The 15092-nt window shown below is 57.4% G+C and carries 14 protein-coding genes; 4 read left to right on the forward strand and 10 right to left on the reverse strand.

The window, feature by feature from the left end; translation table 11 throughout:
* Nucleotides 1–35: 35 nt before the first annotated feature.
* On the forward strand, nucleotides 36–149 hold the full coding sequence (locus ACQG0S_RS14605) for a protein YohO (protein ID WP_022648678.1): 114 nt from the start codon (nucleotides 36–38) through the stop codon (nucleotides 147–149).
* Here ACQG0S_RS14605 and ACQG0S_RS14610 read toward each other — a convergent pair.
* The 5 genes from ACQG0S_RS14610 to bglX all read right to left on the reverse strand — a co-directional run bounded on the left by ACQG0S_RS14610 (nucleotide 124) and on the right by bglX (nucleotide 6309).
* On the reverse strand, nucleotides 124–861 hold the full coding sequence (locus ACQG0S_RS14610) for an ABC transporter permease (RefSeq protein WP_169441226.1): 738 nt from the start codon (nucleotides 859–861) through the stop codon (nucleotides 124–126). The genes ACQG0S_RS14605 and ACQG0S_RS14610 overlap by 26 nt on opposite strands.
* A complete protein-coding gene (locus ACQG0S_RS14615; RefSeq protein WP_169441228.1) occupies nucleotides 845–1795 on the reverse strand; it encodes an ABC transporter ATP-binding protein in 951 nt (316 codons plus the stop codon). Before ACQG0S_RS14615 ends, ACQG0S_RS14610 begins: the two co-directional genes overlap by 17 nt.
* A complete protein-coding gene (locus tag ACQG0S_RS14620; RefSeq protein ID WP_169441230.1) occupies nucleotides 1788–2945 on the reverse strand; it encodes an ABC transporter permease in 1158 nt (385 codons plus the stop codon). Before ACQG0S_RS14620 ends, ACQG0S_RS14615 begins: the two co-directional genes overlap by 8 nt.
* A gap of 12 nt (nucleotides 2946–2957) precedes the next feature.
* Complete coding sequence (gene osmF / locus ACQG0S_RS14625; protein WP_169441232.1) at nucleotides 2958–3875, reverse strand: glycine betaine ABC transporter substrate-binding protein OsmF; 918 nt, start codon at nucleotides 3873–3875, stop codon at nucleotides 2958–2960.
* 136 nt (nucleotides 3876–4011) lie between these two features.
* Nucleotides 4012–6309, reverse strand: coding sequence for a beta-glucosidase BglX (gene bglX, locus ACQG0S_RS14630; RefSeq protein ID WP_023300580.1), 2298 nt, complete (start codon nucleotides 6307–6309; stop codon nucleotides 4012–4014).
* A gap of 189 nt (nucleotides 6310–6498) precedes the next feature.
* Between bglX and dld the strand changes: the two genes are divergently transcribed.
* Both dld and ACQG0S_RS14640 read left to right on the forward strand, forming a co-directional pair.
* On the forward strand, nucleotides 6499–8256 hold the full coding sequence (gene dld / locus ACQG0S_RS14635) for a D-lactate dehydrogenase (RefSeq protein WP_058677659.1): 1758 nt from the start codon (nucleotides 6499–6501) through the stop codon (nucleotides 8254–8256).
* 102 nt (nucleotides 8257–8358) lie between these two features.
* Nucleotides 8359–8913: a GNAT family N-acetyltransferase gene (locus ACQG0S_RS14640; RefSeq protein ID WP_022648685.1), complete on the forward strand. Its 555-nt coding sequence runs from the start codon at nucleotides 8359–8361 to the stop codon at nucleotides 8911–8913.
* Nucleotides 8914–9018: 105 nt separating this feature from the next.
* Here the strand turns inward: ACQG0S_RS14640 and pbpG are convergent, their stop codons facing one another.
* A complete protein-coding gene (pbpG, locus tag ACQG0S_RS14645) occupies nucleotides 9019–9942 on the reverse strand; it encodes a D-alanyl-D-alanine endopeptidase (RefSeq protein WP_048965841.1) in 924 nt (307 codons plus the stop codon).
* A gap of 167 nt (nucleotides 9943–10109) precedes the next feature.
* Entirely contained in the window at nucleotides 10110–10697 is a 588-nt protein-coding gene (locus ACQG0S_RS14650) for a Yip1 family protein (protein ID WP_048965842.1), read from the reverse strand.
* 157 nt (nucleotides 10698–10854) lie between these two features.
* Here ACQG0S_RS14650 and ACQG0S_RS14655 point away from each other — a divergent pair, with 157 nt between their 5' ends.
* Entirely contained in the window at nucleotides 10855–11427 is a 573-nt protein-coding gene (locus ACQG0S_RS14655) for a DedA family protein (protein WP_022648686.1), read from the forward strand.
* Nucleotides 11428–11515: 88 nt separating this feature from the next.
* Here ACQG0S_RS14655 and ACQG0S_RS14660 read toward each other — a convergent pair whose 3' ends face one another.
* From ACQG0S_RS14660 to dusC, 3 genes are all read right to left on the reverse strand, one after another.
* Nucleotides 11516–12280, reverse strand: coding sequence for an SDR family oxidoreductase (locus ACQG0S_RS14660; RefSeq protein ID WP_022648687.1), 765 nt, complete (start codon nucleotides 12278–12280; stop codon nucleotides 11516–11518).
* A gap of 50 nt (nucleotides 12281–12330) precedes the next feature.
* Complete coding sequence (gene mdtQ / locus ACQG0S_RS14665; RefSeq protein ID WP_048965843.1) at nucleotides 12331–13749, reverse strand: multidrug resistance outer membrane protein MdtQ; 1419 nt, start codon at nucleotides 13747–13749, stop codon at nucleotides 12331–12333.
* A gap of 333 nt (nucleotides 13750–14082) precedes the next feature.
* Nucleotides 14083–15018 (reverse strand): tRNA dihydrouridine(16) synthase DusC, encoded by a 936-nt coding sequence (gene dusC, locus ACQG0S_RS14670; protein WP_048965914.1) that lies wholly within the window; start codon nucleotides 15016–15018, stop codon nucleotides 14083–14085.
* Between the last annotated feature and the right edge of the window lie 74 nt (nucleotides 15019–15092).

Genomic DNA, 15092 nt, shown 5'->3' on the forward strand with positions numbered 1-15092 from the left:
CCGTATAATTGTTCCGTTAACAACAGGAGCACATGATGAAGGCAACGAAACTGGCCGTAATTACCCTTTTTGCACTGATGGCCGTCAGCGGTATCGGTGGCGTTATGCTTGCAGGTTACTCGTTTATTGTTCGCGGCGGTGTTGGCTGAGGTATCCGGCCAGGCGTTCAAACAGGCGATCCACCACAATCGCCGCCAGCGCAACCAGAACCGCCCCCTGAATAATATAGGCCGTGTTAAACCCGCTTAACCCAATAATGATTGGCGTCCCCAGCGTATTGACCCCGACCGTCGACGCGATGGTTGCCGTACCAATGTTGATGATCACGGACGTCCGCACACCGGCAATAATCACCGGTGCGGCCAGCGGCAGTTCAACCTTCAGTAGCCGCTGCCAGGCGCTCATTCCCATCCCTTCCGCTACGCTCAGCACCGATGCAGGCACCGCCGCAATGCCCGCCAGCGTCCCTTGCAGAATGGGCAACACGCCGTACAAGATCAGCGCAATGATGGCAGGCTCCTGCCCAAAACCGATCGCCGGCACGGCAATCGCCAGCACGGCCACCGGCGGAAAGGTCTGCCCCGTTGCGGCGATGGTCTCCACCAGCGGACGGAACTCCCTGCCCGCAGGCCGCGTCACCGCAATACCGGCACCTGTGCCCAGCACGATGGCAATCACGCTTGACGCCGCTACCAGCCAGAAGTGCGCCAGGGTGAGATTAACAAAGCTCTCCTGCTGGTACACCGGGCGCGGCAGCCCGGGAATAAGCGCATTAAACAGCACCGCGCTGTGCGGCATCAGGTAGAGTAAGGCGATAAACAGCCCTGTCAGCCAGAGTAACGGATCACGGACCCACTTCACGCGTCACCTCCCCCGCCAGCAGATCGCGAAAATGGATCGTCCCGCATGGTGTCCCCTGCCCGTCCGCAACGGGTAACACCTCACACTGCCGGGCGACAAACGCCGACAGGGCATCGCGCAGGCTCATCCCGTCATGCAGCGGTTCACCACCGATTTGCGCATCCTGCGGACGCAGATAGTCCCTGACGGTGCGCAGCGAGAGCAGCCTGACACCCAGCTCGCTGCGGCCAAAGAACTCACGCACAAAATCGTTTGCCGGCGACGTTAACAGCTCAAGCGGCGTACCCTGCTGGACGACTTCGCCGTGATCCATCAGTACCAGACGATCGGCCAGCCGCAGTGCTTCGTCGATATCATGCGTCACCAGCACGATGGTGCGCCCGAGAATACGGTGGATGCGGCTCATCTCGGCCTGAAGTGCGCCGCGGGTGACCGGATCCAGCGCGCCGAAGGGCTCATCCATCAGCAGTACCTGCGGGTTAGCGGCCAGCGCGCGCGCCACCCCGACCCGCTGCTGTTGTCCGCCGGATAGCTGGTGCGGGTAGCGGTCGCGAAGCGACGCGTCCAGGCCCAGCAGCGCCATCAACTCGTCGACACGCTCATTGATCTTCCCCCGGGACCATTTTTCCAGCTGTGGCACGGTGGCAATGTTCTGCGCCACCGTCCAGTGGGGAAACAGGCCGATGGACTGAATGGCGTAGCCCATACGCCGCCGCAGCTCCAGCACCGGCAGGCTGCGGATCTCCTCTCCGGCAAAGCGAATCGTCCCGCTGTCGTGCTCCACCAGCCGATTGATCATCTTCAGCGTCGTCGATTTTCCCGACCCCGACGTCCCGATCAATACCGAGAACGCCCCCTCGGCAAAATGCAGATTGAGATGGCTTGTCGCCGGACGGCCCGCAAAGGTTTTACTCACATCATGAAATTCAATCATTGGCTCTTCTCCTGAGCAGCGCGAGCCACAGGGCAAATAAGGCATCCAGAACGACCGCCAGCGCAATCGTGGGCACAACGCCCAGCAACACCAGATCCAGCGCGCTGCTGAGCAGCCCCTGGAACACCAGCGCCCCAAAGCCGCCCGCCCCGATCAGCGCGGCAATTACCGCCATCCCAACGGTTTGCACCGTCACCACCCGCAGGCTGCGAACCAGCAGCGGAAGCGCAAGCGGCAGCTGTATTTTCCAGAAACACTGGCGCGCACTCATCCCCATCGCATGGGCGCTTTCCAGCACGTCGGGCGGAACCTGGCTTAACCCCGCCACCACGCCGCGCACCAGTGGCAGCAGCGCATACAACACAAGGGCAATCAGCGCCGGGGTCAGCCCAGTTCCGGCAATGCCTGCCGCGGCCAACGCAGGGAAGGATTTAACCAGACCGGCGAGGGGGGCAATCAGCAGGCCAAACAGGGCAACGGAGGGGATGGTCTGAATAACGTTGAGCACGGTAAAGACGGCACCCTGGCGGCTGGGATGTCGGTAGCACCACATGCCCAGCGGCACGCCCAGCAGCAGCGCCGGGACCAGCGTCCCGAACAGGATCGTCAGATGTTGCGCCAGCGCGTTGTCAAACACCTCCTGACGGTTGACGTACTCTTTTAACAGCGAGAGTTGATTCAGCTCGCCGCTGAAGAGGATCAGCAGGGGGATAACCCAGAATTGCGCGTTCAGCAGCCAGCGCCACACAGGTATCGGCGTCAGGCGGCGAATGGCATCGCTACAGGCCAGCAGGCAGAGTGCCAGCCACAGCCACAGGCCGCTGCCAATCGACGTGCGCGCCAGCGGGCTTTCAACCGAGGCCATCTGCGTTGCCGCCTGTCCCGCGCTCAAGAACAGTACGATAAACAGCGCTTCGCTGAGCAGAAGCGTCAGCCACAGCGCGTTTCGCCCCGGCCAGAAGGCTAAGACTACGGTACTCGCCAGCGCCGCGCCCAGCAGCAGCGGCGTAAATGCCCAGATCTGCCACAGCGCGCGCGGTTCGCCCGACACCAGACGGTTTGGCGCGACATTCACAAAAGGTAACGCGACCGCCACGATGGCCACACAGACCAACAGCAGCAGGACGCGGTTATGACATTTTATTGGCACAGCCTTATCCCGTTACTTCACAAGCCCTTGTTGTTTCAGGAAGTCGGCAGCCACTTTTTTGGCATCCAGCCCCTCTACGGCAATGCTGGCATTCAGCTGTTGCAGCGTTTTCGCATCCAGTTTTTCAAACACCGGTTTGAGCCAATCGTCGATCTCCGGGTAGGCTTTCAGCACCGCCTCGCGCACGACCGGGGTTGGGGCGTAAATTGGCTGAACGCCTTTCGGGTCGGTCAGGGTTTGCAGACCAAGCGCCGCGACCGGGCCGTCGGTGCCGTAAGCCATCGCCGCGTTGACGCCGGAGGTTTTCTGCGCCGCCGCCTTAATGGTCACCGCCGTGTCGCCGCCCGCCAGAGAGAGCAGCTGTGCCTGATCGAGCTTGAAATCATAAGCTTTTTCAAACGCTGGCAGGGCATCAGCGCGCTCGATAAACTCTGCCGAGGCCGCGAGCTTAAACTCGCCCTTCTCTTTCAGGTAGCGGCTGAGATCGTCAAGCGAGGTGAGCTTGCCTTTCTCGGCGATATCTTTGCGCACCGCGATGGTCCAGGTGTTGTTGGCCGGTGCCGGTGTAAGCCAGACCAGCTTATTTTTTTCCGCGTCCAGCTTTTTGACTTTTTCGTACCCGGCTTTGGCATTTTTCCAGGCCGGATCGTTTTCATCCTTGAAGAAGAATGCCCCGTTGCCGGTGTATTCCGGGTAGATATCCAGCTCGCCGGAAGTGATAGCACCGCGCACGACAGGCGTAGTGCCAAGCTGCACTTTATTGACCGTTTTCACGCCGTGGCTTTCGAGCACCTGCAAAATGATATTGCCGAGCAACGCGCCCTCGGTATCAATTTTGGAACCCACCTTAACCGGCTCTGCGGCCTGTAACGGCAGGCTCAGCGCCGCCAGTAGCACCGCCGACCCTGTTATCCCCTTAATAATCGTCATTCTGCTTTCCTCATTATTTTGTGGCCTTTTTCATAGGCTTGAGAGAAAAGCGTAGCTTAAAACAGTGAATTTAACCGTTTTTCGTACCAGATGAGAGGCATCCCCCGCCAGGCGGGGGATGGGGAGGAAGGTAAGATTATTGCAGTTCGAACTCGGCTTTGTTCACGCGGGCGGAATCCACGCCGATGAAGACGTTGAATTTGCCAGGCTCGGCATCGTATTTCATCTGCTGATTCCAGAACTTCAGCGCATTTACGTCAATCGGGAAGCTGACCGTTTTGGTTTCGCCCGGTTTCAGGTTGACCTTTTCGAAGCCGCGCAGCTGTTTCACCGGACGGCTCATGGAGGCCGTGACATCCTGAACGTACATCTGGATCACCGTCGCGCCTTCGCGTTTACCGCTGTTGGTCACTTCCACGCTGGCGGTCACTTTGCCGTCACGCTTCAGGGTCGGCGCCGACATTTTCACGTCAGAGACCTTAAACGTGGTGTAGCTCAGGCCATAGCCAAACGGATAGAGCGGGCCGTTAGCCTCGTCGAAGTAACGGGACGTGTACTTGTTCGGCTTGTCGGCGTTGTACGGACGACCGGTGTTCAGGTGGCTGTAGTAAACCGGGATCTGCCCGACGGAGCGCGGGAAGGACATCGGCAGCTTGCCTGACGGGTTGTAATCGCCAAACAGCACGTCGGCAATGGCGTTACCGCCTTCGGTACCGGCGAACCAGGTTTCCAGAATGGCGTCAGCCTGCTGGTCTTCTTTCACCAGCGCCAGCGGACGCCCGTTCATCAGCACCAGCACCAGCGGCTTGCCGGTGGCTTTCAGGGCCGCGATCAGGTCACGCTGGCTTTGCGGGATCGTGATGTCGGTCCGGCTGGAGGCTTCGTGCGCCATCCCCTGCGCTTCACCCACCACGGCGACCACCACGTCGGACTGCTTCGCGGCGTTAACCGCTTCGTCGATCATCTCTTTCGGCGTGCGTGGATCCACCTTCACCGCTTCCTCGTACTGGTTGAGGAAGGTCACGATGTCTTTATCGTCGGTGACGTTTGCGCCTTTGGCGTAAACCACTTTTGCATTATCACCCACAGCGCTCTTAATGCCTGTCAGCACGGTAACGGACTGATCCGCCACGCCTGCGGCGGACCAGCTGCCCATGACGTCACGCTTGCTGTCGGCCAGTGGACCGACCACGGCAATGGTGCCGGATTTTTTCAGCGGCAGCGTGTCGAGACGGTTTTTCAGCAGCACCAGGCTTTCGCGCGCCACTTCGCGGGCTTCTTTGCGGTGCAGGCGGCTTTCAGCATTGGTGTCCGCCGGATCAGACTCCTTCGGCCCCAGATGGCTGTAAGGATCGTTAAACAGCCCCATGTCATATTTCACGTTCAGCACGTGGCGAGCGGCATCGTCCAGCTCCGCCATCGTCACCTTGCCGCTCTTCACCAGCCCCGGCAGGTATTTGCTGTAGTATTCGTCGCTCATGCTCATGTTGATGCCGGACTTGAGTGCCACGCGTACCGCATCTTCCGGGTCAGACGCTGTGCCGTGCTTGATCAGCTCTTTAATCGCGCCGTGATCCGAAACGGTGATGCCCTTGAAGCCCCACTGGTCGCGCAGCACATCTTTCAGCAGCCACGAATCGGAGGTGGCAGGCGTGCCGTTGAGAGAGTTCAATGCCACCATCACCGCGCCGCTGCCCGCGTCCAGCCCCGCTTTGTACGGCGGCATATAGTCGTTAAACAGGCGCTGCGGGCTCATGTCCACGGTGTTGTACTCTTTGCCGCCTTCCACCGCGCCATAGGCGGCGAAGTGCTTGACGCTGGTCATCACCGAGTAACGATCTGCCGGACTTTTGCCCTGCATCGCTTCCACCATGGTTTTGCCCATCGTGGCGGTTAAATAAGTATCTTCCCCAAAGCCCTCCGAAGCACGGCCCCAGCGCGGATCGCGGGAGACGTCTACCATCGGCGCCCAGGTCATGTTCAGGCCGTCGTCTGCGGCTTCATATGCCGATACGCGCCCGACGGTTTTCACCGCATCGAGGTTAAAGGAGGAGGCTAAGCCGAGGCTAATCGGGAAGACGGTACGCTGGCCGTGCACCACGTCGTAGGCGAAGAACAGCGGAATTTTCAGGCGGCTCAGTTCCATCACCTGATCCTGCATTTTGCGGATATCCTGGCGGGTAACGGTGTTAAAAATGGCTCCTACCTGCCCGTCTTTGATCATCTCGCGAATGGCTTCTTTCGGGTTCTCCGGGCCGACGCTGATCAGGCGCAGCTGGCCGATTTTCTCATCGACCGTCATCTTTTTGAGTAAATCCGTGACAAAGGCGTCGCGGGCTTCAGGCGTGAGCGGGTGATTACCAAACAAATCCTCTGCCAGCGCAGGTTGCAGCGCCAGGCTGACGGCGACACCTACAGAACATAGCCATTTCATGTTGTTATTCTCTCTCATCAATAACCGCGGGAAGCACCCGGCCAGACCGTGCGAAAAGCGCAGTGTGCCATAAAGCCTGAAAACCTTGCAGGGTTATTCTCTGATTTTTCTCATGAATACCCGACCGCTCAACGGCTAATCGCGCTATGCTTTACAGCGAGAAATTTGCCCCACCACAAGGAGTGGAAGATGTCTTCTGTTCGAACTGACGATAACACTACATTTATTAACGAACTGTCTCGCCTGGTTGGTCACTCTCACCTGCTTACCGACCCGGCCAAAACCGCCCGCTATCGGAAGGGCTTTCGCTCCGGCCAGGGCGACGCGCTGGCGGTAGTCTTCCCCGGTACGTTGCTCGAACTGTGGCGCGTGCTCAGCGCCTGCGTTGCGGCAGACAAGATTATTTTAATGCAGGCTGCTAACACCGGCCTGACCGAAGGCTCCACGCCGAACGGCAACGATTACGATCGTGACATCGTGATTATCAGCACCCTGCGCCTCGACAAACTGCACCTGCTGGACAAGGGCGAACAGGTGCTCGCCTTCCCCGGCACCACGCTTTACTCGCTGGAAAAAGCGCTTAAGCCGCTGGGACGCGAACCGCACTCGGTGATCGGCTCATCGTGCATTGGCGCCTCGGTGATCGGCGGGATCTGCAATAACTCCGGCGGCTCGCTGGTGCAGCGCGGCCCGGCCTACACGGAGATGTCGCTGTTTGCCCGTATCGATGAAAACGGCAAGCTGACGCTGGTTAACCATTTGGGGATCGATCTGGGTGTAACGCCAGAGCAGATCCTCAGCAAACTTGACGATGACCGCGTGAAGGACGAAGACGTTCAGCACGATGGCCGTCACGCGCATGACCACGATTACATCACCCGCGTGCGCGATATCAATGCCGATACGCCAGCGCGCTATAACGCCGATCCGGATCGCCTGTTTGAATCCTCCGGCTGCGCGGGCAAGCTGGCCGTTTTTGCAGTGCGCCTCGATACCTTCCCGGCAGAGAAAAAGCAGCAGGTGTTTTACATTGGCACCAATCAGCCGGAGGTGCTGACGGAGATCCGCCGTCATATTCTGGCCGAGTTCACTCACCTGCCGGTGGCGGGCGAGTATATGCACCGGGACATTTATGACATCGCTGAGCGCTACGGCAAAGATACCTTCCTGATGATCGACAAGCTCGGCACCGACAAAATGCCGTTCTTCTTCACCATGAAGGGTCGCACCGACGCGATGCTGGAGAAAGTATCGCTGTTCAAACCGCACTTCACCGACCGCTTTATGCAGAAACTGGGCAACGCCTTCCCGGCGCATTTACCGGAGCGGATGAAGACCTGGCACGATAAGTATGAGCACCACCTGCTGCTGAAAATGGCCGGGGACGGAATTGCCGAAGCGCAGAGCTGGCTCACCGAGTTCTTCAAAACTGCCGACGGGGATTTCTTCGCCTGCACACCGGAAGAAGGCAGCAAAGCCTTCCTGCACCGCTTCGCCGCGGCGGGTGCGGCTATCCGTTATCAGGCTGTGCATTCCGAAGAGGTAGAGGATATTCTGGCGCTGGATATTGCCCTGCGTCGCAACGATACCGAGTGGTTTGAACATCTGCCGCCGGAGATTGACAGCAAGCTGGTGCACAAGCTCTATTACGGCCACTTCATGTGCTATGTCTTCCACCAGGATTACATCGTCAAAAAAGGGGTGGATGCGCATGCGTTGAAAGAGCAAATGCTGGCGTTGCTGCACGAGCGTGGCGCGCAATATCCTGCCGAGCACAACGTGGGGCATTTGTACAAAGCGCCGGAGACGCTTAAACAGTTTTATCGCAAAAATGACCCTACAAACAGTATGAACCCCGGCATTGGTAAGACAACGCGGAAGAAATACTGGAAAGAGAGTGCCGAAACAGAGGAGCACAATACGCAAGCCTCTGATGAACGCCTATAGCCAAATTTAAGAGATTGTTAAGCTCTCCTCAATCGTACTAGAGTATCTGCCTGTTGCCAGAGAAACGTTTCTCTGGCTTTCCAAACAAGGAGCGGGCAGAACATGTCGGCTGTAGAGATTTTACCTGAAACTGAAATCGAGGTGCGCGACGCCCTTCCTGACGATGCACATGCCATCTCGGCGATATACGCCTGGCATGTGCTTCATGGCCGTGCGTCCTTCGAGGAAGTTCCCCCCACCGTCGATGAGATGCGTCAGCGGATGAAGAGTGTGACCGACAGCGGTTTACCGTGGCTGGTTGCGCTGTATCGCGGCATTGTTGTCGGCTACTGCTACGCCACGTTTTATCGTCCACGTCAGGCCTACCGGTACACCCTTGAGGAATCCATCTATGTGGATGCCAGCACCACCGGGCGCGGGTTTGGCTCGGCGCTGATGGATGCCCTGATTGCACGGTGTGAGCAAGGTCCCTGGCGGCAGATGATTGCTGTGGTCGGTGACGGAAACAATAATGCGGGATCGTTACGGCTGCATAAAAAACATGGCTTCGAGGTTGTCGGTCAACTGCGCAGCGTAGGGTATAAGAAGGGCGACTGGCGGGATACGTTGATCATGCAGCGTCCACTCAACGATGGTGACTGGACGCTGCCGGAGTAGGCGCTTTCGCCCGGTGGCGCTCCGCTTACCGGGCCTACGTATCGGGGCCGCTTTAGGGCCGTAGGCCGGGTAAGGCGAAGCCGCCCCCCGGCACAGACAGGCGACTCAGTCGTTCTGCGCCGTCGCCATCTGTTCCGCTTTCTGCTTTTTATACGCCAGCGCTGAAGCCGGCACCGGCTGCACTTTCCCGGTTTCAATCCAGGTGCGCAGGCGGCTGGCATCCGCAAAGTGGGTATATTTGCCGAAGGCATCCATCACCACCAGCGCCACTGGTTTACCGTTAAACACGGTGCGCATCACCAGGCAGTGCCCTGCCGCATTGGTGAATCCGGTCTTGGTTAACTGAATATTCCAGTTATCGCGATACACCAGATGGTTAGTGTTGCGGAACGGCAGCGTATACGCCGGGTTCGAGAATGTCGCCATCTCCTCACGCGTGGTGCTGAGCTGACCAATCAGCGGGTATTGCTTACTGGCGATCAGCAGCTTGGTTAAATCACGCGCCGTCGAGACGTTATGGATCGACAGACCGGTTGGCTCCACGAAATGGGTATTTTTCATCCCCAGCGCTTTGGCTTTGGCATTCATCGCGCGGATAAACGCGTCGTAACCGCCAGGATAATGGTGGGCAAGGCTCGCCGCCGCGCGGTTCTCTGAGGACATCAGCGCCAACAGCAGCATATTTTTACGGCTGATTTCACTGTTCAGACGCACGCGAGAGTAGATCCCTTTCATCTCTGGCGTGTGGCTGATATCCACTTTTAGCTTTTCGTCCAGCGGCAGTCGTGCATCAAGCACCACCATCGCGGTCATGACTTTGGTTATGGAAGCGATCGGGCGCACCAGATCCGGGTGACTGGCGTAGATCACCTTGTTGGTATTCAGGTCAACGATCATCGCGCTGCCGGACGCAATCTGGGGTTGCGCAGCAGCGGTGGCAACTGCGGGCGTTTTGGCGATGGCTGGCGCGGTAGCGGAGACGCCCAACAGTAGCACAAGACTAAGGAGTGACACTCGAAATTTCAGCATGATGAGACTTCTGATAATGATTCACGCACGTTATGACGTACACCGCCTGTGTCGACGGATAAACACAGGCTGGCTTCGGCATCATAGCGGTCACCGTGCGTTGTCGCCAGCGGAGAATCATAACCAGATGCTGCATTGCTGGCATTTACGCCAGCAATGCAGGGGACTTAAAAGAGACGGTATCCATAACCCCAAAGAATAACTGTCAGGGCCAGTAGCGCCTCAAGGACCAGCACGCCGATGGCAAGCGTAGAGCTGGAGAAGCTCAGGCCCTCTTCTTTATTGATGTTGAGGAAGGTTGGCAATCCTACATACAGCAGATAACCGGTGTAAAAGAGGGCAACCGTACCGATCAGCGCGCACAGCCAGACCAGTGGATAGAGCGCAACAATACCGCTTAAGAACAGCGGGGTCGCGACGTATCCGGCGAAGACCATACAGTGTGCCAGCGACGGGCGCTGCGGATAGTTGCGCGCCATCCAGTGGATGACCCGCCCCATTACCGCCACCCCGGCCAGCATCAGGCCATAAAACAGAATGGCCAGGTACAGTCCGGTAAACCAGGAAAGCTGAACCACGGTGCCGTCACCAAAGTTCCAGCCTATTTGCGTAGTACCAATAAACGCGCAGACCACCGGCACCGCTGCCATCAGCAGGACGTGGTGGGTGTAGTGATGCGCGACCGTTTCGTTCTCGTTACGGATGACCTGCATTTCACGATCGGGATGGGAGAAAAGTCCCCAGACATGGTTCATAACGCCCCCTTGTTGTCGGCCCGTCAGCGATAGCTAAAGTATAATGCAGGCTTTAGATTATTTTATGTACAGTGGGAAATTTCCGTTGATTGCCGCGTGGTTGATGGATGGGGTATATGATTAACGCAGGCACAGTAAGGGAGACGACATTTACTTAATGGATATCAACGGTCTTATTGAACAATATGGATACGCCGCGCTGGTCATCGGCAGCGTGGCAGAGGGTGAAACCATCACGCTGCTGGGCGGAGTGGCCGCACATCAGGGATTGCTGAAATTCCCGCTGGTGGTCGCCGCCGTCGCACTGGGCGGTATGATTGGCGACCAGCTGCTCTACTTTCTGGGTCTGCGCTTTGGTCCGACGCTTTTACAACGTTTTGCTAAGCATCAAAAGAAAATTCGTCGTGCTCAGCGGCTTATCCAGCGGCATCCCTATATGTTTGTGATTGGCACCCGCTTTATGTATGGCTTTCGCATCATTGGGCCAATACTGATTGGCGCGAGCCGCTTACCGCCGAAAATTTTCCTGCCGCTGAACATTATCGGGGCGATTGCCTGGGCGCTGATTTTTACCACGCTTGGCTACGTGGGTGGCGAAGTGATAGGCCCGTGGCTGCATAATCTCGATCAGCATCTTAAACACTGGGCCTGGCTGATCCTGGTTGTTGCGGTGGTGATTGGGGTACGGCTGTGGCTCAAGCATCGTGAAAAGCGGCGGGATGAAGAGTGAGTGCGGCCTGCTGCCCCTCACCCTACCCCTCTCCCCAAAGGAGAGAGGGAACTCTATATAGGGGAGAGGGTTGGGGTGAGGGGAATGTTTATTCTGCTGGCTTAAACTGCGGATTCGCCAGCATAAAACCGCCGTCGACGATAAACGACTGCCCGGTGGTGTAGCTGGCGTCGCTGTCACACAGCCACGCCACCAGGCTGGCTATTTCTTTGGTATGCCCTGGCCGTGCCAGCGGGATTTCCGGCATTGAACCTTCTTTCACTTCGCTGTCGTCCATATCATTCATCGGCGTGGCGATCGCACCAGGCGCAACGGCGTTCACCAGAATCTTATGTTTAACCAGCTCCAGCGCCATCGATTTTGTTAACCCGCCCAGCGCATGTTTGGCCGCCGTATAGGCGCTGGCGTCCGGCAATGGCGTATGTTCATGCACCGAGGTGATGTTCACGATCCGCCCCCCTTCTCCCTGCTTCACCATCTGACGCGCCGCGATTTGCGAGCAGAGAAATGCGCCGTCCACGTCAACGGTGAATATGTGCCGCCAGTCGTCAAATGACAGGTCCAGAAATGGCGCTTTGTTCATCGCCCCGGCATTGTTTACCAGCACATCCAGCCGCCCGAAACGCGTAATCAGGGTTTCAATGGCCTTTGCGCCTTCCGGCAAATTGCTTAAGTCGAGCTGGATGGCCTCGGCACGCTGCCCGCGCGCTTCAATTTCACGGCAGGTTGCCAGCGCCCCTTCCTCATCTGAATGCCAGGTCACCCCGATATCAAACCCGCGTTCGGCCAGCATCAGGGCCGTCGTTTTGCCAATTCCTGAATCCGATGCGGTAACAATTGCGACTCGCGTCATACTCACCTCCTGAAAATCTGCAAAGAGGTAAGTATAGATAATGCGCGATTTTAGCTGTGATGATATCCGCCACCCAGCGCGGAGGTGAGCTGGAGCGTGGCATCCACGTACTGACCTTTCAGCATCAACCCGGCAATACGCTCTTTGAGCGCCGGAATTTTTGCTTCACTCACCCGCGAGCCGGCAATGATCCCCGCGCTGAAGCGCGCCTGTGCCAGCGCAACGACGCGCGCCGCATCTTTTTCGATCTGCTGCTGGTGCTGATTTTTGGCGGTCAGGGTTTCTACTTCGCTGGCCGTCCGGGCAACCTGGTTTACGGCGTCCACTACGGCCTTGTTGTAGTTCGCCACGGAGAGGTTGTTTTGCGCCTGGGCGATATCCAGGTTCGCATTTAACCGACCGCTGTCAAAAATTGGCAGCGTCAGACCCGCGGTTACGCCCATTTGCTGAGCAGATGAGCGGAACAAGTCGCTAAGGTGCAATGCATCCTGCTGCAAAAACGCCATCAAATTGATGTCAGGGTAGAACGCGGCTCTGGCGGCATCCACTTCGCTCATGGACGCTTCGATATACCAGTGCGCCTCCTGCAAATCCGGGCGGCGAGCCAGCAGCTCATAACCGAGCGTTGACGGCAGCGACGCCTCTGCGTCAGGTAAGGCATGCCGGGCGAGCGTGACTGAAGGGGTATTGGTCAATGCATTCAGACGCGCCTCAATGGCCTTCATTTTGCCGTGCACGTCAGCGAGCTGTTCATCGGTTTTGCTGGCATTGATATCTGTTTCAACGCCTTCCACCGAGGAGGTAATGCCGTGCTGATAAAGCTCACGATCGGCACCGATGATATTTTCCTGCTCCCGTTTGATCTGCGCGAGCACGTCACCCACCGCGGCCTCGGTCTGCCAGTCCCAGTACAGCCGCGCGACGCTGCTGGCGAGCAGCTGTCGGGTCTGCTCCAGCTCCGCTTTTTGCGCATTCACCTTACCGATGCGGGCCTCAATTTGGGCGCGGTTTTTACCCCATAAATCCAGATCCCATCCGGCCGTCAGACCAAAGGTGCCGTTGGTGTACCAGGGTCCGGTTGTCCCCGCCGCCGGGTCAGTCAGGGCGAATGGCCCCATCAGCCCCTCTGCCGACATCTTTTGCCGTTCCACATCTGCGGAAAAATCCATTTGTGGACCATCAGCAGCGACAGCGGCTTTCGCCTGTGCTTCTGCCAGGGTGATGCGCTGCCGGGCAATTTGCATATCCGGCGCATCCGCCAGCGCTTTAGCGATCAGCGCGTTGAGCTGAGGGTCATTAAAATCTTTCCACCATTCGTTTTTTGGCCAGTCGGCATGACTTAGTTGGGTATTTACAGCAGCGGCGGCGGCTTGCGTTTTCACTGGAGACACCGTGGCATGCTCCGGCGCGCAGGCGGCCAGCATAAAAATAAGGGGAGCACTCAGAGATAAAGTAAGAGAACGTTTCATTACGCCATAAACTCAAAAAAATAAAGGCGCAACTTACGCTTACTGACGTTCCGTTTTTTAGTAACGCGTGGCAATCCGCATATTGTTATACATTTTCATATCCGGAAATTTATTCCCCAAGCGAATGATTTAATTTCACCTATTCATACCAATTATGAATTGACTGCTACACTTACTGACGACAGACATACGCAGGAGAAGCGAATGAAAATATTATTGTGGGTTATTTTGATTATATTTCTGATAGGGCTGCTGGTGGTAACCGGTGTATTCAAAATGATTTTCTGATACGTTTGCCCGGCTCCGCGCCGGGCAAACGTATTCACACTTCGCTCAGTGCTTCGACTGGATCACACGGGCAATATCCGCCGACGTCTGTAGCGTACGGATCTCCTGAAATAATCCCAGCGCGTCGTCGTACTCTTTCCGTAAATAACTCAGCCACTGCTTAATGCGCGCGACGTGATACAACCCGGTATCGCCCTGCTTTTCCAGCCGCGTGTATTTTTGCAGGAGTTTCACCACGTCCGCCCACGGCATCCGCGGCTCATTGTATTTCACCACCCGGCTGAGGTTCGGCACGTTCAGCGCACCGCGGCCAATCATCACGGCATTACAGCCGGTCTCTTTGAGGCAGGCCTGCGCGCTCTCATAATCCCAGATTTCGCCGTTAGCAATCACCGGAATAGTAAGCCGTTTGCGGATCTCGCCAATCGCCTGCCAGTTAATGCGCTCGGCTTTATAACCATCCTCTTTGGTTCGCCCGTGCACCACCAGCTCGGTGGCGCCCGCCTGCTGCACCGCGTCGGCAATTTCAAACTGCTTGTCGCCGCTGTCCCATCCCAGACGCACTTTGACCGTCACCGGCAGATGCGATGGCACCGCCTCACGCATGGCCTTTGCGCCGCGATAAATCAATTCCGGATCTTTGAGTAACGTCGCCCCGCCGCCGCTGCCGTTGACCAGCTTTGACGGACAGCCGCAGTTAAGATCGACACCGTACGAGCCAAGCGCTACCGCGCGGGCGGCGTTTTCCGCCAGCCACTCAGGATACTGGCCGAGCAGTTGAATGCGCACCAGCGTACCGGAGGGGGTGCGGCTCTGACGATGCAGTTCCGGACAGAGACGATAAAATGATTTTTCTGGCAGCAACATATCGACCACGCGCAAAAACTCCGTCACGCAGAGATCGTAATCGTTCACCTCGGTAAGCAGCTCGCGCACGAGAGAGTCGAGCACGCCTTCCATCGGGGCCAGTAAAACACGCATTCTGAGTACCTGTGAAAAAAGACGCGCTATAGTAGCTGCTCTCTATGTATGTTGAAAGCCCGGCGTTCCATTCT

It is taken from the genome of Enterobacter cloacae complex sp. 418I7 (genome assembly GCF_050030705.1).
In the GTDB taxonomy this organism is placed as follows: domain Bacteria; phylum Pseudomonadota; class Gammaproteobacteria; order Enterobacterales; family Enterobacteriaceae; genus Enterobacter; species Enterobacter intestinihominis.

Bases quoted from the DNA above. Each gene is read 5' to 3' on its own strand.
- osmF (WP_169441232.1), bottom strand. From the start codon at position 3,875: ATGACGATTATTAAGGGGATAACAGGGTCGGCGGTGCTACTGGCGGCG.
- ACQG0S_RS14615 (WP_169441228.1), bottom strand. From the start codon at position 1,795: ATGATTGAATTTCATGATGTGAGTAAAACCTTTGCGGGCCGTCCGGCG.
- ACQG0S_RS14660 (WP_022648687.1), bottom strand. From the start codon at position 12,280: ATGACGCGAGTCGCAATTGTTACCGCATCGGATTCAGGAATTGGCAAA.
- bglX (WP_023300580.1), bottom strand. From the start codon at position 6,309: ATGAAATGGCTATGTTCTGTAGGTGTCGCCGTCAGCCTGGCGCTGCAA.
- dld (WP_058677659.1), top strand. From the start codon at position 6,499: ATGTCTTCTGTTCGAACTGACGATAACACTACATTTATTAACGAACTG.
- ACQG0S_RS14605 (WP_022648678.1), top strand. From the start codon at position 36: ATGAAGGCAACGAAACTGGCCGTAATTACCCTTTTTGCACTGATGGCC.
- mdtQ (WP_048965843.1), bottom strand. From the start codon at position 13,749: ATGAAACGTTCTCTTACTTTATCTCTGAGTGCTCCCCTTATTTTTATG.
- dusC (WP_048965914.1), bottom strand. From the start codon at position 15,018: ATGCGTGTTTTACTGGCCCCGATGGAAGGCGTGCTCGACTCTCTCGTG.
- ACQG0S_RS14650 (WP_048965842.1), bottom strand. From the start codon at position 10,697: ATGAACCATGTCTGGGGACTTTTCTCCCATCCCGATCGTGAAATGCAG.
- ACQG0S_RS14655 (WP_022648686.1), top strand. From the start codon at position 10,855: ATGGATATCAACGGTCTTATTGAACAATATGGATACGCCGCGCTGGTC.
- pbpG (WP_048965841.1), bottom strand. From the start codon at position 9,942: ATGCTGAAATTTCGAGTGTCACTCCTTAGTCTTGTGCTACTGTTGGGC.
- ACQG0S_RS14640 (WP_022648685.1), top strand. From the start codon at position 8,359: ATGTCGGCTGTAGAGATTTTACCTGAAACTGAAATCGAGGTGCGCGAC.